The organism is Corynebacterium jeikeium, from assembly GCF_028609885.1.
Classification (GTDB): domain Bacteria; phylum Actinomycetota; class Actinomycetes; order Mycobacteriales; family Mycobacteriaceae; genus Corynebacterium; species Corynebacterium jeikeium.
Map to the genome: position 1 here is coordinate 2,225,805 of NZ_CP063195.1, position 21,532 is coordinate 2,247,336.

General features: G+C 60.6%; 18 protein-coding genes and 4 tRNA genes. 3 read left to right on the forward strand and 19 right to left on the reverse strand.

What is annotated here, in order from left to right; genetic code table 11:
• Window positions 1-33 precede the first annotated feature (33 nt).
• Entirely contained in the window at window positions 34-420 is a 387-nt protein-coding gene (gene rplL, locus CJEIK_RS09985) for a 50S ribosomal protein L7/L12 (RefSeq protein ID WP_005292020.1), read from the reverse strand.
• Between the two features lie 94 nt (window positions 421-514).
• Window positions 515-1,030, reverse strand: coding sequence for a 50S ribosomal protein L10 (rplJ, locus tag CJEIK_RS09990; RefSeq protein ID WP_005292022.1), 516 nt, complete (start codon window positions 1,028-1,030; stop codon window positions 515-517).
• Window positions 1,031-1,498: 468 nt separating this feature from the next.
• Between rplJ and CJEIK_RS09995 the strand changes: the two genes are divergently transcribed.
• A complete protein-coding gene (locus tag CJEIK_RS09995; protein ID WP_005292024.1) occupies window positions 1,499-2,428 on the forward strand; it encodes an esterase/lipase family protein in 930 nt (309 codons plus the stop codon).
• On the opposite strand, the gene CJEIK_RS10000 is transcribed toward CJEIK_RS09995, so the two are convergent.
• The 15 genes from CJEIK_RS10000 to CJEIK_RS10070 form a co-directional block, all read right to left on the reverse strand.
• Window positions 2,425-5,067, reverse strand: a complete 2,643-nt coding sequence (locus tag CJEIK_RS10000) for a choice-of-anchor M domain-containing protein (RefSeq protein ID WP_005292027.1) — start codon at window positions 5,065-5,067, stop codon at window positions 2,425-2,427. The genes CJEIK_RS09995 and CJEIK_RS10000 overlap by 4 nt on opposite strands.
• The gene (locus tag CJEIK_RS10005; RefSeq protein ID WP_005292029.1) at window positions 5,060-5,938 is read right to left on the reverse strand and encodes an anchored repeat-type ABC transporter permease subunit; all 879 of its coding nucleotides are present in this window, start codon (window positions 5,936-5,938) and stop codon (window positions 5,060-5,062) included. The genes CJEIK_RS10000 and CJEIK_RS10005 overlap by 8 nt, the downstream gene beginning before the upstream one ends.
• On the reverse strand, window positions 5,935-6,654 hold the full coding sequence (locus CJEIK_RS10010; protein WP_005292031.1) for an anchored repeat-type ABC transporter ATP-binding subunit: 720 nt from the start codon (window positions 6,652-6,654) through the stop codon (window positions 5,935-5,937). The genes CJEIK_RS10005 and CJEIK_RS10010 overlap by 4 nt, the downstream gene beginning before the upstream one ends.
• Window positions 6,651-7,712: a choice-of-anchor M domain-containing protein gene (locus CJEIK_RS10015; RefSeq protein WP_005292032.1), complete on the reverse strand. Its 1,062-nt coding sequence runs from the start codon at window positions 7,710-7,712 to the stop codon at window positions 6,651-6,653. Before CJEIK_RS10015 ends, CJEIK_RS10010 begins: the two co-directional genes overlap by 4 nt.
• A gap of 88 nt (window positions 7,713-7,800) precedes the next feature.
• Window positions 7,801-9,252 carry an anchored repeat ABC transporter, substrate-binding protein gene (locus CJEIK_RS10020; RefSeq protein ID WP_005292034.1) on the reverse strand — a complete coding sequence of 484 codons (1,452 nt, stop codon included), beginning with the start codon at window positions 9,250-9,252 and terminating at the stop codon, window positions 7,801-7,803.
• 116 nt (window positions 9,253-9,368) lie between these two features.
• Entirely contained in the window at window positions 9,369-11,159 is a 1,791-nt protein-coding gene (locus CJEIK_RS10025; protein ID WP_005292035.1) for a TIGR03773 family transporter-associated surface protein, read from the reverse strand.
• Between the two features lie 140 nt (window positions 11,160-11,299).
• Entirely contained in the window at window positions 11,300-12,184 is an 885-nt protein-coding gene (locus tag CJEIK_RS10030) for an NgoMIV family type II restriction endonuclease (protein WP_011274187.1), read from the reverse strand.
• Window positions 12,181-13,206, reverse strand: coding sequence for a DNA cytosine methyltransferase (locus tag CJEIK_RS10035; protein ID WP_011274188.1), 1,026 nt, complete (start codon window positions 13,204-13,206; stop codon window positions 12,181-12,183). The genes CJEIK_RS10030 and CJEIK_RS10035 overlap by 4 nt, the downstream gene beginning before the upstream one ends.
• Before the next feature lie 200 nt (window positions 13,207-13,406).
• Window positions 13,407-14,117: a 50S ribosomal protein L1 gene (gene rplA, locus CJEIK_RS10040; protein ID WP_005292043.1), complete on the reverse strand. Its 711-nt coding sequence runs from the start codon at window positions 14,115-14,117 to the stop codon at window positions 13,407-13,409.
• An 85-nt stretch (window positions 14,118-14,202) separates the two neighbouring features.
• Entirely contained in the window at window positions 14,203-14,643 is a 441-nt protein-coding gene (gene rplK, locus CJEIK_RS10045) for a 50S ribosomal protein L11 (RefSeq protein WP_005292045.1), read from the reverse strand.
• A 163-nt stretch (window positions 14,644-14,806) separates the two neighbouring features.
• Window positions 14,807-15,757 (reverse strand): transcription termination/antitermination protein NusG, encoded by a 951-nt coding sequence (gene nusG / locus CJEIK_RS10050; RefSeq protein WP_011274189.1) that lies wholly within the window; start codon window positions 15,755-15,757, stop codon window positions 14,807-14,809.
• Window positions 15,758-15,842: 85 nt separating this feature from the next.
• Window positions 15,843-16,187 (reverse strand): preprotein translocase subunit SecE, encoded by a 345-nt coding sequence (secE, locus tag CJEIK_RS10055; protein WP_005292049.1) that lies wholly within the window; start codon window positions 16,185-16,187, stop codon window positions 15,843-15,845.
• Between the two features lie 40 nt (window positions 16,188-16,227).
• Window positions 16,228-16,300 (reverse strand) — tRNA-Trp (locus CJEIK_RS10060).
• Window positions 16,301-16,605: 305 nt separating this feature from the next.
• A tRNA-Met gene (locus tag CJEIK_RS10065) sits at window positions 16,606-16,679 on the reverse strand.
• 73 nt (window positions 16,680-16,752) lie between these two features.
• Window positions 16,753-16,825 (reverse strand) — tRNA-Thr (locus CJEIK_RS10070).
• Between the two features lie 530 nt (window positions 16,826-17,355).
• Between CJEIK_RS10070 and CJEIK_RS10075 the strand changes: the two genes are divergently transcribed.
• Window positions 17,356-18,540, forward strand: a complete 1,185-nt coding sequence (locus tag CJEIK_RS10075; RefSeq protein ID WP_115597315.1) for an IS256-like element IS3509 family transposase — start codon at window positions 17,356-17,358, stop codon at window positions 18,538-18,540.
• A gap of 139 nt (window positions 18,541-18,679) precedes the next feature.
• On the opposite strand, the gene CJEIK_RS10080 is transcribed toward CJEIK_RS10075, so the two are convergent.
• Together CJEIK_RS10080 and CJEIK_RS10085 are read right to left on the reverse strand one after the other, a co-directional pair.
• Window positions 18,680-18,761: transfer RNA gene (locus CJEIK_RS10080), tRNA-Tyr, on the reverse strand.
• A 123-nt stretch (window positions 18,762-18,884) separates the two neighbouring features.
• On the reverse strand, window positions 18,885-19,895 hold the full coding sequence (locus CJEIK_RS10085) for a polyprenyl synthetase family protein (protein WP_005292051.1): 1,011 nt from the start codon (window positions 19,893-19,895) through the stop codon (window positions 18,885-18,887).
• Window positions 19,896-20,069: 174 nt separating this feature from the next.
• Here CJEIK_RS10085 and CJEIK_RS10090 point away from each other — a divergent pair, with 174 nt between their 5' ends.
• Complete coding sequence (locus CJEIK_RS10090; protein ID WP_005292053.1) at window positions 20,070-21,509, forward strand: geranylgeranyl reductase family protein; 1,440 nt, start codon at window positions 20,070-20,072, stop codon at window positions 21,507-21,509.
• The last annotated feature ends 23 nt before the right edge of the window (window positions 21,510-21,532 follow it).

Genomic DNA, 21,532 nt, shown 5'->3' on the forward strand with positions numbered 1-21,532 from the left:
GCACTAGACCGAAGCGCGGGAAGTAAGGCGAGCTTACTTGAGGGAGACCTTTGCGCCAGCCTCTTCCAGCTTGGTCTTAGCAGCCTCAGCGTCGTCCTTGGAAGCACCCTCCAGCAGAGCCTTCGGAGCACCCTCAACCAGCTCCTTGGCCTCCTTCAGGCCCAGGCCGGAGACGATCTCGCGGACAACCTTAATAACGCCGATCTTCTTAGCGCCTGCGTCCTCCAGAACGACGTCGAACTCGTCCTTCTCCTCAGCAGCAGCGCCGCCCTCAGCGCCCGGAGCAGCTGCAACAGCAGCAACCGGAGCAGCAGCGGTGACGTCGAAGACCTCTTCGAATTCCTTAACGAACTCAGACAGTTCGATGAGGGTCATTTCCTTGAAAGCCTCGATGAGCTCGTCCTTGGTGAGCTTAGCCATGATGGCATCCTTTCGTAGTTGCGCCGGTTGGCCGAAAAGTGTTGGCGGCCCGGCCGGCAAAATGTTTTATGTCTTATGTATGAGCGGAGGGAACTTACTGTTCCTTCTTCTCCTGCAGTGCAGCGGCCAGGCGTGCAACCTGGGATGCTGGTGCGTTGAACAGGCCTGCGGCCTTTGCCAAGGAACCCTGCATGGCACCGGCCAGCTTGGCCAGCGTGGTTTCGCGATTGTCCAGCTCGGCGATTGCCTCAACCTGAGCTGCATCAATCGTGGCACCGTCCATGTAGCCACCCTTGATCACGAAGTTCTTGTGATCCTTGCCGAAGTCCTTCATAGCCTTCGCAGCATCCACGGCCTCGCCGTTAACGAATGCGATTGCGGTAGGACCGGTCAGCAGGGACTCATCAAGCTCAATGCCGGCTTCGCGTGCAGCCAGCTTGATCATGGTGTTCTTGGCGACGGAGTAGGTAACGTCCGAACCCAATGCGCGACGCAGCTCGGTGGTCTCAGCCACGGACAGGCCACGGTACTCGGTCAACAGAGTGGACTGTGCCTGCTCGAAGCGTGCCTTGAGCTCTTCCAGCGAAGCGGTGTTCTTCGGATTAGCCATACTCTCGCCTCCTTCCTGATGTTTACGGTGTACGTTTTTGCAGTACGTCCACCGACGATCATTGTTGAAGGGCAACACTGTACATAAACGACAAAGCGCCTCGCGTTTCCGGCGTTTTACGCAAGAAACACAAGGCGCATTCGTAGGATCCCCGGCTTTCTAGGGCTGGAATCCGATCCGAACGTCTAATCGTGTTACCTGCGTGGGCCGTCATCTATGACGATGATCCTTCAATCTCCTGCCCACTCTCCCCTGTTAAGGTTCGCGCGAACGGTGATGACCGACGGTCTTCGGTGAAAACTTGACGTTGCTGATCTCGTTGTTGATCTAGTCAAACTTCCTCGAAGGAGGTTACACTCTTGCCCCTCTTTCCTCCAAATCGCTGTTTTCTATTTTTGACGCCACCCCACACAACAAATTCTTTCGTTTCCAAAACTGAGGCTGCGGATGTGATTACCCTTGGGATTCATGGACGCATTCATCCCGAAGTTCCTATCCAGCCTGCGACGTGACAATCCACTACCGGAGGGCGTCAATAAGTGGGACACACCGCTAGACGGCAAGACGCCCACGGTGTTGATCCACGGCACGTGGCTCAACGCATATAACACGTGGGACTACGTGGCCAAGCACCTCATTGCGGCAGGCCACCCAGTGTTTGCCGTGAACTATGGCAAGGACCGAGACGCCTTTACGGGTAAGGCCCCGGGAGTTTACGCCAACAACTTCCTGCGCACCTCCCAGCAAGAGGTGGCGGCATTCATTGACGAGGTTATCAAGCGCACGGGCGCGAAAAAGGTGAACTTGGTCGGCCACTCGCAGGGCGTGGCGCAGGCGCGGCTCTATCTATCCGATTCCGGCGGCGCCGACCGAGCGGATGTGGCACGCAACAAGGTGGACCGCCTGGTGGGCGTGGGCCCGGCGCACCACGGCACTACTCTTTCCGGCATATCGACCCTGGGCGACAAGATCGACCCGAACAACAAGCTCGCCGGATTCCTGGAGAAGTTCCTGGGCGGCGCTGCGATCGACCAGCGCCTCGGTAGCGAGTTTGGGGATTACCTCAACCGCGATGGGGATACCACGCCAGGCGTGGACTACACGATGATCACCGCGAAGTACGACGGCATTGCAACTCCCCGATTGAAGCAGGTGATGGTCGCCGGAGACGGCGCGCGGGTGCGCAACCTGAGCGTGCAAGACGGCAACCCACTCGACCTTTCCGGCCACCTGGCGATGTTGTACTCGCCGCGCGTTGTGGATTTGATCCTGGAGGCGCTGGAGCCCGGCGAAGACGGCCCCGCAACCTACCGGGCCGCCCATCCGCTGAAGCGCGGAATGGTGCTTCCTATGATGGGCGAATTCCGGCTACCAGGTCGGCGAGGTCGGCGAGCTTAGCGAGACTCCTCGCCGTCCCAAACCTCTTCGTCTGCGATGCCCTCTACATAGGCTTGCTCAGCACGGTCGCGACTGATTTCCCGGTAGGCCTGCAGCAGTTGCAGGGTATGGGCACGCTGCATGTTGCGGGCCGCAACAAAGAAGAGCAAGGCTCCGCCGAGTAGCCCCATCAGGCCGAGCCCCAGTAGGAAGCCGGTCGTCCAGCCACCGCCGGTAAGGGAATCTATAAAGGACTCTACGGCGGTTTTCTCAGTGTCTACGTTCTGCGCATCATTCGTGTTTGCGGCCCCGTCTGCATTCTGCTGCCCTTGGGCGGCGTTGATGCGATGGATGCCACCGGCACCGCCTGTTTCGCCTTCCACAGCCTCGGCCTCGGCTTCTACTTCGCCACCGTCTGCGGCCGCGGCGCCAGCAGAAGCGCCACCATTTGCTAACGCAGCGCCGCCGGCAGACCCAGATGAACTGCCGAGGCTACTCGAGCCGGCAGAACCACCGGAACCAGTCCCCGCGGATTCAGCCCCACTAGCAGCGTCGTGATTATCCGATGCGGCGCTGGTGCCGGAGGATGCTCCACCAGAACTCTTGCCGGCAGAGTTGTTGCTAGTGGCGCCCGCCGCCGAGGACTCACCGGTGCCAGCACCGCCAGCCGCCCCGGTGGAAGGATTCTGCTGTGCCTTGCGGTTTCCGCGCAGCGCCTCGATGCCACCGACGATCTCGTCCATGTACTTGCCGAGCTTCGCGTTTTCGCTGTCTAGGTGCTTCTGAAACTCCTGGAGTTCCTCCAGGCCAGACTTCCCACTGCCCGTATCGTCCCCGCACGAATCCTTGATGACGAAGAAGGTCTCTAGCTCCTTATCGAACTTCTTGCCGTCCACAGCAGTGCCCTGGTAGCGGAAGACTACGCGGTACACGCCCGGCTTGGTGAAGAGGAACTGCTGATGGTCGTGCGCCCCAACCGCATAGCTGACCTTGTGCTCACGGTGCTCGGAATCCAGACGCAGGCTGACACTACCCAACCCATTGTCCGACAGAGTCACCATGCGACCGGGACCTTCAAAGTCCTTGATGGTCACGTCCACGCCCTGCTTAGCCGAGTTCAGGTGCTCGGTGGAAAAGCCCAGCCACGGAACATCGGGGTTTTCACGTTGCGCCTGCGGAAGTGCGTATGCGGTCTCCCCCAGTTCCTCCTGGTAATCCTGCGGGACTCCAACCTTGGCCTTCGGGCTGTTAACTAGGAAAATGAAGCTGCCGGACTCGCGCTCCTGCACATTCGCGGGATCGGATCCGTCTTTCAGGAAGGTGTGCGGATCCGCGTCAGATTCGTCCGAGGTTCCCACGCCCATGTCCATGTGGCCCTTGGGAATCACGGCGCGCTCTGTCCCCTGCCCTTCACTGAAGGCATCGTTGACCTCGCTACGGACCTCGTCGTCGGAGATTTCCTCAGGGGCTTCGCACGTCGGCGCTGGCTTGTCGGTGCCATCGCTCGGATCTTCCTCGTCACCCGGAGTCTCATTTTCGCCTGGCGTTTCATTCTCGCCTGGCTGCTCGGGGTCTTCGGGCTGCTCAGGGTCTTCGGGCTGCTCGGGGTGCTCGGGCTCTTCAGGTTGATCTTGATCTCCGGGCTTGCCCGGCTCCAGCGGCGCGATCGGTTTCTTGATCTCGTTCAACCCAGTAGTCGTGCCCTCCGGCAGGCCAACCTGCTTGTCGGAACCAACCAGCCAGTTGATGGTGCGCGCTGCGGACTTCACGGTAGAGCCGTCCTTCTTCTTGACGTCCCACTGCATCGTCAGCTGATACAGGCCCGGCTTAGAGAAGGTCCACCCGAAGTGTCCGTGCCCGCCGACCTCGTAGTCGTAGTCCTTCAAACCGCCCTTGGTGGACAGCACGCGCTCCGGGGTAGGCGTACCGGAGTTGTGGAAGAAAACCTCCATGTCGCCGGGGCCGGAGAACTTCTTCATATGGAAGTGGAGATTTGGCTCGGCGAAATCCTTCGGCACCTCGATCTCGTGTGCCGGGTCAAAAGCACCCAGGCCCGCCCAGATCGGGCGCCATTGGTTAGTGAAGTCCGCGTTCTGCGGGGCATGCCACAGCACCGTGCCGGGCTTGCCTAGGAAGGACAGCGCCTTCTTGTTCGGCACCTTGATGCGGGAGGCTTCCTTGCCATCGATCGCGTCGGGCGCCAGTCGCAGACAGACGCCATCGGCGGGCACGGGCTGCTGCCCGTCGACGACCATCACGTCCGGCTTGCCCTTGTTATACGTTCCGTAAATCGCATCCACGTGGGCGTTATACAGCAGCTTCCTGCCCGCACAAACGTGCGTCTTTCCGGTGGCCGGATTCTTCACGTCCTTGCCGACGGTTGGTCCGTCACTGGTCGTTCCGGGCCTATGCCCTGTCGGTGTTGCTTGCGCACGCTGCAACACCTCGGCAGTGCGGTGATCACTGGTTAGTGGTGACGCCGCATTCCAGGCGCCGGCCACCACGGTTAACACCAGCACGCCCAATACCGCCAGGGTGGACTTGGCTGCCCACATCATCCGATCGGCCCTATTCTGGCTGTGTTTGAGCTGCTTAAGCAGTTTAAGCTCAGCCTGCTGCCGCTTGGCCAGCTGCTGAAAGAGTTCATCTTTTTTATGCATCAGTAGCTACCACCTGTGAGGGGTTGTTGGATTGCCGGGCGGCGCGAATGGGCGTCGCCACAAAGAAAGAAAAGAGAAAAACAACGGTGAGCACCAGGACGATGGTTGCGCCCGTGGGCACATCGATCGCCCAAGACACGTACACGCCGAGGAAGGAACCGACCATGCCTATCACGGCGCTGAGGCTCATCATCACGACCAGTCGGTCGGTCCAGAGTCGGGCTGCGGCGGCCGGCGTGATCAGCAGCGCAAGCACTAGGATGTTTCCGACGGTGCGGACAGACATCACCACGGCGGCAGTGACGGCGAGGTAGAGAACCACGTCGATCAACAACACGCGGATACCCATGGCTGCGGCGGTTTCCCGGTCGACGGAGACCGCCACGATCTCCTTGTGCAGCGCCGCCACAGCCAGGATCACGACCGCGCCGACGACAGCACTGAAGATGATGTCGGAGTTAGACACGCCTGTAATCGAGCCGAAAAGGAAGCTGTTCAGGCTGGCCGTATAGCCCTGCACCTTCGAGATCACCACCAAGCCCAGGGCGAAAGCAGCGGCGAAGAAGATACCGATGATCGTGTCTTCCTTCACGCGTCTGCGCTGCGAGAACAGAGCGATCAGCAAGGCAACCACGGCACCGGCCACCGCCCCGCCAGCGATCACGGAGAACTGCAAGGCGAAGGCAATGGCAAGGCCCGGGAACACAGCATGCGCGACCGCATCGCCGATGAAGGCCATGCCGCGCAGTACCACGTGAGTGCCGATCACACCGCAGACCAGCGCGGAGAGAACCGCCACCAGCAGCGCCTTCGGCAGGAAGGCCAGGGCGGGATTCGTCAGGTCGGCGAGGAACTGGGAGAAGGAAATCACGACACCAACCCCACTCCCCGCAACAGTGGCGAATCCGGGCGAACGTCGAAGGTCTCCATCCACGGCTCGGGGTTCTGCAGCTGATCCGGCGCACCATCGGCCACCACACGACCGTTCAGCAGCACCACGCGATCACAGACGTGCACCGCCTGCGCCAGATCGTGGGTCACCATCAGGATGCTCATGCCATCGGCAGCCAGGGACTGCAGGATCTCCACCAGCGACTCGATGCTGGGGAAATCCATGCCAGTGAAAGGCTCGTCCAACAACAGCAGCGTGGGTTCCACAGCCAGGGCGCGCGCCACCAGCACGCGCTGGCGCTGCCCGCCGGAGAGCTGACCGATGGGACGGTCCGCCAAGTGCTGCAAGTTCACGCGCTTCAGCGCATGCGCAGTGGCCGCAAAGTCTGCCCGGCGCGACCGACGGAACGGACCAATCAGCCCCGCGCGACCGTTCAGCACGGTGTGGCGAACGTCGATGGGATAGTCCCACGCGAACTCGTGGCGCTGGGGAACATAGCCCACGCTCGCGGCCTTGACACTGCCCTTGGTCCGCGGGATGAGACCCAAGATGCTGCGCATCAGGGTGGTCTTGCCTGCTCCGTTGGGGCCGAGTAGCCCGATTAGCTCCCCGGGGTGCGCCTCGAGGTTCACATCGGTAAGGATCTGGCGCCCGGACAGCCGGACACTCAGATCCGCGATCTGCAGTGCGGTCACTTCAGCTGACCCCACAGTTCATCCTCGATCCGCTTGCGCTCCTTAGCGCCCTTGCGTAGGGAGAGGAAACCGAAGGCCAGCAGTGCGACGACCACTACACCGATGCCACCCAGGATCCACGGCAGGGCGGAGTTGCCGCCATCGGAGCCTTCGCCGGAGCTGTCGGCATTCGCATCTGCGTTGTCGGCGGAATTGTTGGAGTTGGAGCTGTTGGCGTCACCAGAAGAACCAGCGGCACCGGCCTTCGGCAGCTCACCTTCCCAGCTGGAGTTCTGCGCCTCGGAAGGATCCACCCCCACGGCAAAATTCAGCACCTTCGTGGTGGTCTTTTCGGAGCCGTCCTTCATCTTCACGCGCACCCCCATGGCCACGCGGTGCACGCCCGGCTCGGTGAATACCCAGTTGGCGTGCGTGTGCGTGTTCAGATCCACCCACAGATCCTGCGGAGTGGGCTGCGCGGAATTCCACAGCTCTTGAGGCTTTTCAAATCCGCCAGCCTGCAGAAACATGCTCATCTGGCCGGGCCCCTGGTGGCCCAGATACTCCATGGTCACTCCACGGCTAGCTTGGGCGATCAGTGCCGGCGATTGCGTGTTCCATCCCAGCCACGGCACGCCCTGCACCTCGGTCTGTGGCAGCACCCATACCTCCTGGCCGGGCTGCGCACCGGTGAACTCGTAGCCACCATCGGCGGGGAGTTGCTGCTTAGCCTTGTCGGAGACATCGAAGACCACATCATCCAGCACGCGCCAGATGGGCTTTTCCTCCGCATCGTCGCGCAGTTGCACGTCCAGCTCGCCGCCGTCCAGGCGCATGCCGAGGTCCGCGTGGCCGCGGGTAAACACGTGCGACGTGCCGGCGGGGGCGTGCTGTTCTTTGTCCGTCACGGTCTGCTTTAGCGCCGGATCTTGTGCCTGACCCTGTGCTTGAGCCTGGGCTTGCGCTTGCGTCACCGTGAACGGCGAAGCCACCGGAGCGCCCGCGAATACTACTCCCCCGGCCAACAATGCGGCGACCGTAGAAGCTAGACGAAGTTTTCCGATCCGTGTGATTTCCATCTTCTGTTTAATCTCTTTTCTTCTGTTCTTCTGTTTTCTTGAAACGTCGTTTTCTTTCCTGCGCCCGGCAGGGTTATGCGCCGCCCAGTTATGCACTGCTCAGGCAGTCCGCCATCGATTCGGCATTTGTCCGCATCAAATCCACATATGTCGGCGCTGTCTCGTCCAGGGTGTCGCTGCGGATCTGGCATACGCTCACGCCCAGCCTGTCTGCGATCTGCTGCAGCTCGCGCGTACGCCCCGCCATCGTCGGCTCAATAAACACCGCCGGAACCTTCAGGTTTTCCAGGGTGCGGGTCAGGCTCACAAGATCCCGTGTACTCGGCTCGATCTCCGGATTCGGGGTGACAAAGCCGGCAACGTCCAGGCCGTAGGCGTCAGCAAAATAGGCGTAGCCGTCGTGAGCCGTCACCAGGTGCCGACGGGCCTCTGGAATAGTGCCGACCTTGCGCTTGATCTCCCGGTCAAGCCGGTCGAGCTCGTCCAGGTAGGTTCGCGCGTTCTGCTGGTAGTCAGCGGCGTGCTCCGGGTCTACCGCGATGAGCTTGTCGCGGATTACCTTCACGTATGCCATCGCATTCTTCGCGTTGTGCCACAGGTGCGGATCGAGCTCGCCATGGACGTGCTTTCCCAACACCGCTTGGGGCAGCAGGTAGGTCTCGTCGCCCGCCGTACCAAGGAAGCGGAAGTTCGGGTCGCCCGGGATCGGCTGCAGGGTCTGGTTAGGCACGCTGACCACGGCATTCTTGGGGTCAAAGGTGCCACCATCGCCGACGAGGTTGATGCTGTTGTCGTCGGCGTTCACTGCAACGTCGTAGTGTCCGCTATCTATCTTTTTTGACGCCCCGTCTTCCGTACCCACATTGAAGCGCACGGTCTGGTCCGCGATGTGCTCTGGAGGTTTGCCCTCGTCGGGCACGAGGGATGCGCTCAAGTGCAGGGTGTACGTACCGGGCTTGGAGAAGGACCAGCTCATGTGGGTGTGTGCATCGACCGGCAGAGTAGCCGTATCGCCCTCGTACCCGCGGGAGGCATCGAAGCCATCGCGGGAGTTGAAGAAGATCTCCGGTTGGCCGAAGGTACCGGTAATGTACGCCGCCGCATCGCCCGGCCCCTCCACATCCGTCACGCTAAGGTGCACTTCGGAGTGCGCGGAGCCGCCGTGCCGGGCGCCGATCCCCTGGGCGCGCAGACCCAACCAGACGGTATCGAGCGCCATGTTCTCCACCAACGGGATGACGGTAGCTCCCTGGTTGGCGGCCACGTCCGCCAGAGCCACGACCTCCGTGCCGGGCAGCACTCCGTTATCCATGGTGCGCAGCACCGACTGCTGCTCCAACAGCAGTCCGTTGTTGAACGCGATGTCCGCGTTCGCAAGGTTGCGCACATCCCGCAGAGTGAGCTCGTAGGTGTGCGGGTCTGCTGTGTTGGGGATCAGGGCGGTCACGCGGGCGGCATCGCCCGCGACGTGGCGGGCGAGGTCGGCAATGATCGGCGTGGAGGCTACGACATCCGTGATGCCATCCTCCCTGCTGGGCAAACTCGCACCACCTGCCGCGGCGCACCCAGTTAAGCCCGCTGCGAGCAGCACCGTACAGACATTCGCGCACAAGGATTTGGCAAGCCCCCGCCGCGATGAAGCTGCGTGCCCCATCCCTAGGACTTTGCGCCCGGGGATCGAGGTGGCGTCATCGAACGAAGAGCCGCCACCGAATCAGCAGACAGAGAGTTCGTGCGCAACATGTAGACCACGCCTGCGCCGAGAGCGATCAGACCCGCGCCGGCGATGGCCAGGGCCAACATCGCGGAGGTCGATCCGGTATCGGCAAGGGAGCCGTCGGCGCCGGATGCAGTGCCGGCATCTCCACCGGCTGCGCCCCCGCCTGCTCCTGCTGCGCCGGAACCGCCTTCTGCGCCGGAGGCGCAGTCGCCGTCAGTGGTGACGGTCGCGCCGAAGTCGAAGTGGCCGCTGTTAGCGTTGCCGCTGCCGCCGACGGTGAAGGTCAGCGTGGCGGGAGCGCTGATCTTCTTGCCCTGCTTGGTGGTGGCGGTCTGGGTTATGCCGACCTTGTACGTGCCGGACTTAGAGAAAACCCAGTTCGGGTGCACGTGCGAGTTGCGTGGCACCACGTGAGCGCCGGATGCATTCCCGCCGCTGGCCTTGAACCACTCCTTGCCCACAACCTGGCCCAGGTTGCCTTGTTCGAAGACGTACATGCTGCCCGGTCCGCTGAAGGACGTCAGCTTGAAGGTGACATCACCTTGCGTATTCGCCAGGAGGTCCGGGTGCATGGTGTTTACGCCCACCCATGGCACTCCGTTGGACTGAGTAGCGCCGATCATCCAGGCTGTGCCGGCTCCAACGGGGCCGAGCGCCTGCGGAAGGTTGGTCTTCGCAGCGGAGCCCAGACCGAAGTTCAGCGCGCTTGGGCTGGTCCACTTCGGTGGCTGCTGGCGGTCGTCCTTGATCTGCGGGCGGAGGGCGGGCTCGCCCTTCTTGCAGGTGGCCGAGCCTTGAGCGCCCGTGGAACCGGTAGAGCTGGTGGAGCTGGTGGAGTTGGAAGAGTTGCTGGTAGAGCTGGACTTTCCTGCCGAGCTCGACTTGCTCGTAGCACCAGCCTTACCCGCAGAACCTGCCTTGTTCCCAGTACCGGTGCCAGCGAAACCACCGCCGGTAGCGCCGCCGCCGCTTGCGTTATCACCGCTGTTCGAACTGTCCGATGCCCCGGAACCAGCGTCTGCGTCCTCGCCTCCGCACGGGGTAGCGCCCTCGGCGGGCTCGTCAGCGTTGGAATCCTGGTCGGACTTACCGACGACCCAGGTGTAGGTCTTCACTTCTGATTCAGCACCGTCAGCGGTGGCCTGCACCTGCATGGAGTAGCGGCCTGGGCGCTCGAAGCCCCAGTTGGCGTGGACGTGGCTGGGGTTAGCCTGGTTGATACTGTTGCCGGACTTGACCTCTACCCCGTCGGAGAGCAGCGGGGTGGCGCCGCCGTTGAAGGCCTGGCTCCACATGAACACTCGGCCCGGACCGCACACGCGATTGAAGTTGATCTTTACGCCCTGGTAGTGCGGTGCGACGCCCTGAGTGTCCCAGCCCGGCCAAATCAGGTCCTGCTCTTGAGTCTGAGGCAGGAAGTAGGTCGGCACACCGACCTCCGCCACATCTTTGGTGCGAGGTTCGTAGGCGTGCGCCCCAACTTCCAAGGTGACGTTGTTCGGATCGTGGGCCACGTGGGAACCGGTGGCATCCTCGGTCAGATCCAGTTTGAGGTTGCCTTTTCCTGAGGAGGTGACGTGGAAGGCGTCAATATGCCCTTGATTCAGGGTGACAGAATCGGCCTTTGCCTCAGGTAGGGTTTGCGAGCTGAGGTTGCCGATTCCGAGGAAGGCTGCGAAGCCTACGAGGAGGGCGGCTGAGAGAGCCGCGAGGGGTGATGTGCGCACCAGATTAAGTCCTTTAAAACACAATGAGTCTAGTTTTCATTAAGGACTATAGTGAAGTGGCAACCATTTTCAAACAATGGGTGTGGTAGCCCCTTCCCCACTACCCCACCCCTAAAAAGAAGAGGTAAGCACTCGAATGGTTAGACAGACATATCCAATGGAAGATCAGAGATGTCCCGAAGACGGTCTCCTGCAATTAGCGTATGCAACAGCTCGCAAGTGTCGTCATTACCAACAGCTTCCACTGCTTTCTTGAGCTCTGGTAGCGCGAAGTGGTAGGTCATATCAATATCCCCAGTACCTAAAGCCAGGCTGGCGATTCTTGTCACCAACGGCTCCCCCGTCACCGCAACAATATGCGGAGCACGCGCCTTCCTGTGCTCAATCAGGTTCAGAGCTTCCGCACGGGTGTTCTGCGCTCGATCGCTCCGCATCGTCCACTTGCACGACACAACAGCATGGACAATCTTGGCAGGATTCTCCCGATTACTTGCCCTCACAGGAGAACCCAAACCAGAATTACCGTCTACCAGAAACTCTCCCTCATTAAACTCGTCATCTGTCACGGGCTCACGCAGAACCAAGATGTCAGGAGAGATCGAATAGCTATTTCCGAGGGCAGCCCCCAATTCCGGATACCTGCGCACCAATTCGGCTAGATCTGCCAAGTGAGAGTACGGCTCACAGAGGAACAGATGTTCGCGCCGTCGAGAGCTTCCAACATTCTGAACCTCCCATGTTCCCGGACGCACCGACTGCATGTGCGTAAAAGTCTTCTTGATAAACTTAGCCACCGCACGTTCGAAGTCTGCACCCATAGACTGTCCCGCCTTCTTACGGGCAACGCTCGCACCTAGCTGATCAGCTAGATGAAGCGCAGTTTCTCGAGACGCATTACTACTACTGTCCGCATTTGAAGCAATCCTCCCTTTTGCTGCGTCAGCAATGGTCAAAACGCCTTCATCAATTAACTCTCGATGCAGCTCTTTACGAGCCCGAGTTATTAGCGATTCAGAGTGACTCACAGCCCTGCTCCCTCCAAGAGACTCATTTCTGGAACCACCGGCTCCGCCGGAACCATTCCGCTCAACGGATCCTGCCGCAAAGCCGCCACAATGCGATCACCAATCGCATGTGCCACTGGCGGCGGAAAGGCATTGCCTACTTGCTTCCACGCTGCGGTCTTGCCACCTTCCCATTTCCACTCAGAAGGGAATCCTTGAATCACAGCGCCCATACGTACAGTTAGCCGTGGCATTTCCGCACCATGCCCAACCGGGAAATCCGGCCCTGGCGCCTCATGCGCAATGCTTGTACCCCTCACACCGAGCCTCTTCCACCCTTCACGGGCGCGTGATGGACCCACATCTGGACCACCATGTTTCTTCGAGCCACCAACGAGCGTCGGTCCAATATCGTTTGCCCGCTTTGCCCATGCATCGGCACCCGGCCACCCATTCTCAGCCATAAGCGAATGAAGCGCCTCACCAACGGTTACTCGCGTGTCTAGAGGTTCAGGCCAGGCAAAGTAGTCCGCATATGGTTCCCTCAAAGCAACCAGAACGAAGCGAGGCCGCAGTTGGGGGACTCCAAAATCTGCTGCGGTAACAACCTCCCAGAAGGTGCGGTAACCCAGCTCTTCCAGCTCAGCGACCAGCTCATTTCTATATCGCGCAAATCTAGGCTGCGCTAACCCGCGGACATTCTCCAGCATGAGCGCCTTTGGACGCGACTGCGCGGTCAGCTCGAGCGCCCTCGGGAACAAATCTCTCTCGTCATCTTGCCCAAGCTGTTTACCAGCAATCGAGAAGGGCGGACATGGAACTCCCCCTGCCAGCAGATCGAGGTCATCCGCAAAAGGGGAAATGTCGAAATCTAGTACATCACCATGAACAATATTCCAAGCTGGCCGGTTCGCACGAAGAGTACTGACAGCATGACCATCGAGCTCGACTACCGCACGGTGAATAAAACCGGCAGCCTCCAACCCGAGCGCCTGGCCTCCAGCCCCAGCGCAGATCTCAACCGAAGTAAGCGGTGTTTGCATGGCTTGAACATACCACGCCCCGATGACACAACTGGAATCCTCAAAACCGGCTGTTTCTATAGTTGACCTGCGAAAACGGAAGAAACTCAACATCTTCTGGCGTCAAAAATAGAACATATGCTCTATTAAGTAAAAAACACCCTCGCCGCCCGAAGGCAACGAGGGTGCGGAAAACCTAGAAGGAACCTAGGAAACGAGATTTAAGCCTCTTCGGTGAAGTCCTTCACGATGGTGTTGTCCACCGGGACACCCGGGCCGTTGGTGGAGGACATGGTGACCTTCTTGAAGTAGCGGCCCTTGGAGGAGGAAGGCTTCAGACGCAGCAGCTCGTCGATCAGAGCGCCGTAGTTCTCAGCCAGCTGCTTCTCAGTGAAGGAAGCCTTGCCCAGGATGGCGTGCAGGTTAGCAGCCTTGTCCACGCGGAAGGAGATCTTACCGCCCTTGATCTCGGCGACAGCCTTAGCAACGTCGGTGGTGACGGTGCCGGTCTTCGGGTTCGGCATCAGGCCACGGGGACCCAGGACGCGAGCCACACGACCAACCTTGGCCATCTGATCCGGGGTAGCGATCGCAGCGTCGAAGTCGGTCCAGCCGCCCTGGATCTTTTCGATCAGCTCGGCGGTGCCAACAACGTCAGCGCCAGCCTCTTCAGCGGCGGTAGCGTTCGGGCCCTCGGCGAAGACGACAACGCGAACTTCCTTACCCGTGCCGTTCGGCAGGGAAACGGTGCCGCGAACCAGCTGGTCAGCCTTGCGCGGGTCAACGCCCAGGCGGATAGCAACGTCGACGGTAGCGTCGAAGTTCTTGGAGGAGGTCTCCTTGACAGCCTTAGCGGCTGCCAGCGGGGTGTACAGGCGGCCAGCGTCGATCTTTTCCGCTGCCGCGCGGTATGCCTTAGAGGTCTTGCTCATAGTGAATCCAATCTTTAGTTTCGTTGGAGTTGTGGTGCAGGCCAAGCAAGCAGCCTTACCACGGTTTGTGAATCCGGTTAGGGAATTACTTCTGCGGAGCGTCCTTGACGGTGATGCCCATGGAGCGAGCAGTACCGGCGATGATGGCAGCGCCAGCCTCAATGTCGTTAGCGTTCAGGTCTTCCTTCTTGGTGGTTGCAATCTCCTTGCACTGATCCCAAGTAACGGAGCCGACCTTGTCGGTGTGCGGAACGCCGGAGCCCTTCTGAATGCCCGCAGCCTTCAGCAGCAGCTTCGCTGCCGGCGGGGTCTTCAGCTTGAAGTCGAAGGAACGGTCTTCGTAGACGGTGATCTCAACCGGAACGATGTTGCCGCGCTGAGCCTCGGTAGCAGCGTTGTACGCCTTGGTGAACTCAACAATGTTCACGCCGTGCGCACCCAGAGCCGGGCCAACCGGCGGTGCCGGGGTAGCCTGACCAGCCTGGATCTGCAGCTTAATGAGGCCAGTGACCTTCTTCTTTGCCATCTTTAAACCTACTTTCTGTTATCAACGCGATCCGTGGCACGGGCAAGCCAAGTAAGCACGGTGCATTCGCGTCGACCGGATGCCGGGATTGCACCAGCCACCGGAAATGGAAAAACTTGCGTGTCGCGCCGTGAACACAAGCCCACGGACAACCTGCATAACTCTAGTTCAGCTTCTCTACCTGATCAAATTCCAGCTCAACCGGGGTCTCACGGCCGAAGATGGAGACCATGGCCTTCAGGCGGTTGTTCTCGGTATCGATCTCGCTGATGGTTGCAGAAACGGAAGCGAACGGGCCGGACAGGATGGTGACGGACTCGCCCTCCTCGTAATCCACAACAACCTGCTCGCTGGCCGGCTTCGGCGGGGTAGCCACACCCGTTGCGGATACGTCCACGCCGGTAGCTGCCTCTTCGCCATCCTCGGACTCCTGCGGCTTCGCGGTCTCCGGCGGCAGCAGGAACTTGGCAACCTCGCGGATCTTCACTGGGGTGGGCTTGCCCTCGTTGCCGACGAAGCTGGTCACGCCAGGGGTATCGCGGACAACGGACCAGGAGGCGTCATCCAGAGACATACGCACCAGAACGTAACCTGGCAGCAGCTTGCGCTTCACCAGCTTGCGCTTGCCGTCGCGCAGCTCCACAACTTCCTCGATCGGCACGACAACCTCGTGGATCTGCTCGTCCACGCCCAGGGTCTGGGCGCGCATCTCCAGGTTGGTCTTCACCTTGTTTTCGTAGCCGGAGTAGCACTGGATGATGTACCACTCGCCCGGCAGCTTCTTCAGCGCGCGCATGAACTGGCGCAGGCGAGCCTTGTAGGCAGCCATCGCAGCGTCCTCTGCGGACTGCTCGGCCTCGCCTTCGGCTCCCTCGCCACCCTCGGCTGCTGCGGAAGCCTCGGAAGCTTCAGCGCCGTCGGCGCTCGCCGTTTCTTCGGCCCCTTCGGTGGTTGGTGCTGCGGCGTCATCATTAGTGACGCCCTCAGCCTCAGCACCCGCAGCGTCCTGGTGCGCCTCAGCAACAGCCTGCTGTACGTCTTCTTGAGCGGCTGCAGCCAGGCTCTCTGCGCTGACGGCCTCGCCGTTCTGGTTGTTCTGGTTCTCTTCGGTCATGGAAGCACCCTCCATCATTAAAAATCCGCCTATCGCCGGGCGGCGAAGGCGGTATATAAGTTGATGTTCGCTAGCTTAACACAAGTTAGCGCATAATCTGTCGCAGACCCCAGCTGGCGGCCCAGTCGGTGCCGGCCACGAGGGCGCAGACGAAGATCAGGAACAGCAGGACGATGACAGTGTAGTTCACCATCTCGCGACCCGTGGGCCAGATAACCTTGCCCATTTCGGAGATCACGCCGCGGATGTAGTCCACGATGGCGCTGAAGGGGTTCTTGCGGGTCTTTACAACTTCCGGAGCCTTGGAGTTGGAGTTCGCGACCGCGCGGGACGTGGTGGCCTGGCCGGCCACCTGACGCTTGCCGGACGGACGAAGGCTGCCGCCATTGCCGGATTCACCGGCTGCGGTCTTTTTGCTCTCGTCGCTCACGTCTAAGTTCTCCTTAAAGGTACCTGCAAGGAAGATCGTGCAGGGGCGACAGGACTTGAACCTGCAACCTGCGGTTTTGGAGACCGCTGCTCTGCCAATTGAGCCACGCCCCTATCGAAGTTCTGGTTCACGAGTGTACGCGACCAGACCAACATAGGTGAAGCAACATCCTGATAGCGGGGAAATACAGTGCTCATCTGCTGGACTTGCAGCTTCCACGCCACACATTCAGTGCAACGTTCAAAAACAATAGCAGGATAACGACCGCGCGACCAAATAGGGCGCGGGTGCTGGGGCTTGCGGAGTCGGGACACGCAGGTTTAGGGCAGGCGGTTTAAGGCGAGACACAGAACGTAGCGCCAGCAAAAGCAAAACCACCCGGCGACTTACATCACCGGGTGGTCTTGATCTTATTTTGTAGCGGTGGAGGGACTCGATCCCTCGACCTCACGATTATGAGTCGTGCGCTCTAACCAGCTGAGCTACACCGCCATCGTCGCCACTTTGCTACGGACCGCCAACGGTCTGTGTCTAACGTCGCGTGACGGGGCGCATAAAATGACAGAGCCCCCTGACGGAATCGAACCGTCGACCTTTTCCTTACCATGGAAACGCTCTGCCGACTGAGCTAAGGGGGCATCACTTCATTAACGCAGCGGATTTGTTTTAACCGCATCGCTTGAAGCCTGAGTTAGCTTAACCACCCGGCGATACTTTACACAAATCGGCAGTTCAGGGGCGGGTTTTATAGCTTCCAATCACTCTGCATTCCAACGTCTTCAATGCGCTTAGGCCAGCCTCTCGCCAACTTAGCCTCCAGCCCCTCAACAGCCCACTGAATGTCGCTATCCGTTGGGTTGAGTGTCGCTAGAACGGGAATTCGTTAGTGCACATCGTTCTCACCTTCACATACACACAGGTCAGAGAGTTGACCTATGCACGGTCTTGCAAGACTTGGTGACGTTTTCCCGATCTAACGACATCCCACCGTGCAGCCTCCCCGCTACCTCATGCCCGGGTTAATAGACAAAAAGTGTGTCCGCATCCCAGCATAACCGCAGCACACACCCCACAAATCACCGCATAATAGCTCCCCGAAAGCTATTCCCCACACCATCCCACACCTCCGGCCACATCTGTGCTAAACGCACACCGGTTGGATTAAAGGATGACCACCAACCGACCCAGCTGCCCACTATGCAGCAACAACACAAAGAAAAACGGCACCACCAGCAAAGGAACAACCCGCTGGCGCTGCACCAAATGCGGACACTCCTTTACCCGCAGCACCCAAACACACAACAAAAACGCCGCTACCATGACCTGGTTCATCCAATGGATCACCGGCACCCAACCACTGACACAGATTGCAGTTACACAAAACGTCTCAGCAAAAACACTGCAACGCCGCTTCCACTGGTGCTGGTGGATCATCCCCACACCCACCATCGATACTTTCCGTATCTACGACCAGATCTTCCTGGACGCGACCTACCTAAGGTCCGGCTGCCTCCTTATCGCTGCCAGCAAAACCCACGTCATCAACTGGACCTGGGCCAGACAAGAAACCACCGCCGCCTACACCGAACTACTACGCCCCATTGCCGCACCACTTGTCGCAGTGACAGACGGCGGACAAGGCGCCCAATCAGCCATCCACCACTGCTGGCCGACAACACGCATCCAACGCTGCCTCGTCCACGCTCAACGAACAGTCCGCCGCCATACCACCAGCAATCCCCGCACCGACGCAGGCAAAACCATCTACCGCCTAGCCCTGAAACTCACTCGCATCACAGACCTTGACCACGCAGCCGAATGGGTCACACACCTGCACGAATTCAACCACACCTACCGGGTGTGGATGAACGAGAAAACCACCATCCGCGACCCTGCCAGCGGTGCCTACAGCAGGGTCTACACCCACCAACGCGTCCGAGCGGCCTATCAGTCATTACTATCCCTGCACCGCAGGAACCTGTTGTTTACCTACCTGCAACCACCACCAACAACCATCAATCCTGACGGACTAGCAGCGACAACAAACAGTCTCGAAGGCGGCATCAACGCCCCAATAAAAGAACTGGCCCGCAGGCACCGCGGATTATCACTACCGCATCAACGCACAGTGATGGATTGGTGGCTGTACCTACATACAGAAGTCCCTGACGATCCGGTCAAGATCGCCAGGGACCAGCGATGGGGTCAAGACGCACTTTCCACAGCAACAAACTTGATCACCCACGACACCACAGCCACTACCAATGACATCGGTGCACCAGCAGAATACGACACCGCCATCGACACCAGCTACCAACACAACCTCGGCATCCAAAAAGGCTGGGTCAAATAACCACGACACACCCGGGAAAGACACACATTTTGTCCTTTAACCCTCATGCCCAACTCTCGCACTGAGAACAGCAAAACCCGGTGGCCACCTCCCGCATCGGGAAGCAACCACCGGGTTGTTGTTTTGCCATTTGGCGCTGTGCCAGATGATGGATTCGAACCAACGAAGGCAGAGCCGGCGGATTTACAGTCCGCTCCCTTTGGCCGCTCGGGCAATCTGGCATGCACCATTCGGTGCGCTGGTAACTCTACTACGAGTAGCCCCAACTTATGCAAATCGCCAGCTCAAGCAGCTCTCCGGAAGCTACCCTGCGCGCCCCGCAGGCTCCGAGGCCACTCCGCCAGCTACCCCAGACGTTCCAAGGCGAAGTCCATCAAGTGACGCAGCGCCTGAGTCACCTGGTTCTCAGGCAGCTTGGCCAACTCATCCTCGCCATACTGGCGGTAGCGCTGTACGACCTCAAAGGACTTCTCGCGGCCTTCGGAGCCACGGATAAGCTCCAGCGCCTCGTCCACCAAGGCATCATCCGTGACAGGTCCGGTGAGGATCTCGCGCAGTCGCGCCCCTGTGGCGTCATCCTGCTGCATTGCGTAAAGAACCGGCAGGGTGAACACGCCCTCGCGCAAGTCCGTGCCAGGCTGCTTGCCAGAGACCTCCGGGTCGGCCCAAATGTCGATGATGTCGTCGACGATCTGGAAGATCTGGCCGACGTTGCGGCCGAAACGGAACAGTGCCTCGCGGTGCTCCTCGGAAGCGCCACTGTGCAGCGCGCCGAGCCAGCCAGCAGAGGCGATGAGCACACCCGTCTTCTCCTGAATGACGGTGAGGTAGTGCTCGATCTCGTCCTCCCCATCGCGGGCGCCAATGGTCTCCCGCATCTGGCCGGTCACCAGCTCCTGGAAGGTCTCCGCGAAGTGCTGCACCGTCTGGGCGCCGAGCGTTGCCATTATTTCGCTGGCGATGGCGAATAGGTAGTCGCCCGCCAGAATCGCCACGGAGTTGTTCCAGCGCTTGTTCGCGGATTCCGCACCGCGGCGCTGGTCGGACTCGTCCATCACGTCGTCGTGGTACAGCGTTGCCAGGTGGGTCAGTTCCACTACGGCAGCTGCCTCGTGTACTTCCTGCGCGGTTGGCTTCTCACCGTAATGAGCCGCCAGCAGGGCGAACATCACGCGGAAGCGCTTGCCGCCTGCCTCGAAAAGGTGGCTGATCTTGTCGGTGAGGAAAGACTCGCCAACCGACAGCCGATCCTTCAGCAGCTGTTCAACCTGCTGCATCGACTGGCCCAAGGCCTCGTTTAATTGCGCGTCCCCCACGTCAGGGAGCGCCGGTTTACGGGGTGTGGCACTTGGCATGTCCGTGGTCAGCCTCGACTTTTCCTCTTGAACTGCGCATGCGTTTTTCACATGCGGTCTTTTACATGTCTACCGACACTTTAGTCGATTAACGTGGCGGTGTTTAACGCACGTGCGATCTACGCCTCGACCTCCCCGCCAGCCCTCCCCACCCGCGTGGAACAATAGGTGTCGATGATTCCCCCCGCTTCTGAAACTTTCAACGCTGGCCCCCTCGGCATCGAGTGCGATCTCGCCGTCATCGGAGCAGGCCCGGCTGGTTCCGCCGCTGCTTTTCACGCCGCCCGCGCCGGCCTGGACGTGGTGATGGTGGACATGGCCGACGTGCCGGGTTCTGTGCCGGGCACTGCAGCCAGTCCCCTCCCGGTCGGCCGCGATAAGACCTGCGGCGATGGCCTCACCCCGCGCGCCGTCGCCTCCCTGGAGTCGATGGGCGCGCTCCACCTCCTCGACGGCGCCCCGTACATTCGAGGGCTCAAGCTGCACGGCTTCGGCGGTTCCATCACCGCGCCGTGGCCTTCAGGAAACTTCCCGCAACGCGGCTCGGCCATCCCCCGCACGCGCCTGGATGCTGCCCTCGCCGGGATCGCTATCGCTGCGGGTGCGCGTTTTATTCAAGCGAAGATTAATGACGCCACCTCGGCTCCAGTGACCCAGCAGCTCAGCGAGGTCGCCGGCACTCGCACCGGTGAGGGCGTGCAAGGTTCATCCGCGCCCGTGAAGATCCGTGCGCGCTTCTTCGTCCTGGCCGAGGGCGTGCGCAGTGGCATCGCCCGCAAGCTGGGCGTGCAGTGGGATAAGGGGCTGGTCCACGGCATTGCGGCCCGCAGCTACATCAACACCCCCTACGGCGACGAGCCGTGGATCCACTCGCACCTGGAGCTCAACGACGCTTCCGGAACCGCCCAGCCGGGCTACGGGTGGGTGTTCCCCCTGGGCAATCCGGCCGAAGGAGCGGATCGCGGCCCGGCTGAAGGCATCGGCAAAGCGAACCTCGGCTGCGGAGTGCTGGCCACCACCAAGCGCCCCGCCAAGGTAAACACCAAGAAGCTGCTGCGCGACTACGCGCGCCAAGTCAGCGGCGAATGGGCCATCGAGGGAGAGCCGGAATCCATCACCTCCGCCCTCCTGCCGATGGGCGGAGCCGTCAGCCGCGTGGCTGGCCCCAACTGGGCCGCCATCGGAGACACCGCCGCCTTAGTCAATCCGCTGAACGGCGAAGGCATCGACTACGCCTTGGAATCCGCCGAGTTGCTGGTCCGGTTGTTGGTTGATCAGTGGGGCGGGCCGGAGAAGTGGGCGTCCAAAATAAAGAGCCACAATGGTGCCGGCATGGAGCCAGAATGGACGGACCAGCTGCAGAAACACTATGGCGAAGCGTTCGGGCTGGCGCGGCGCCTGGCGGTGGTTCTGACGATGCCGGGGCTAATGAGCGCACTCGGACCGCTGGGCATGCGCGGGCCGCTGGCGAACCGCGTGATGGGAGTGGCGACGCGCCTGATGGGGAACCTCGTGAGTCCAGCTGACCGCGACGTGGCGGCCAGGTTGTGGCGGGGTGCAGGAAGGGTTGTAAACCTCGCACCGATTGACGAGCCCTTCGCGGCGCGGAAGTAGCCGCCGTTGCTGGCCGCACGCGG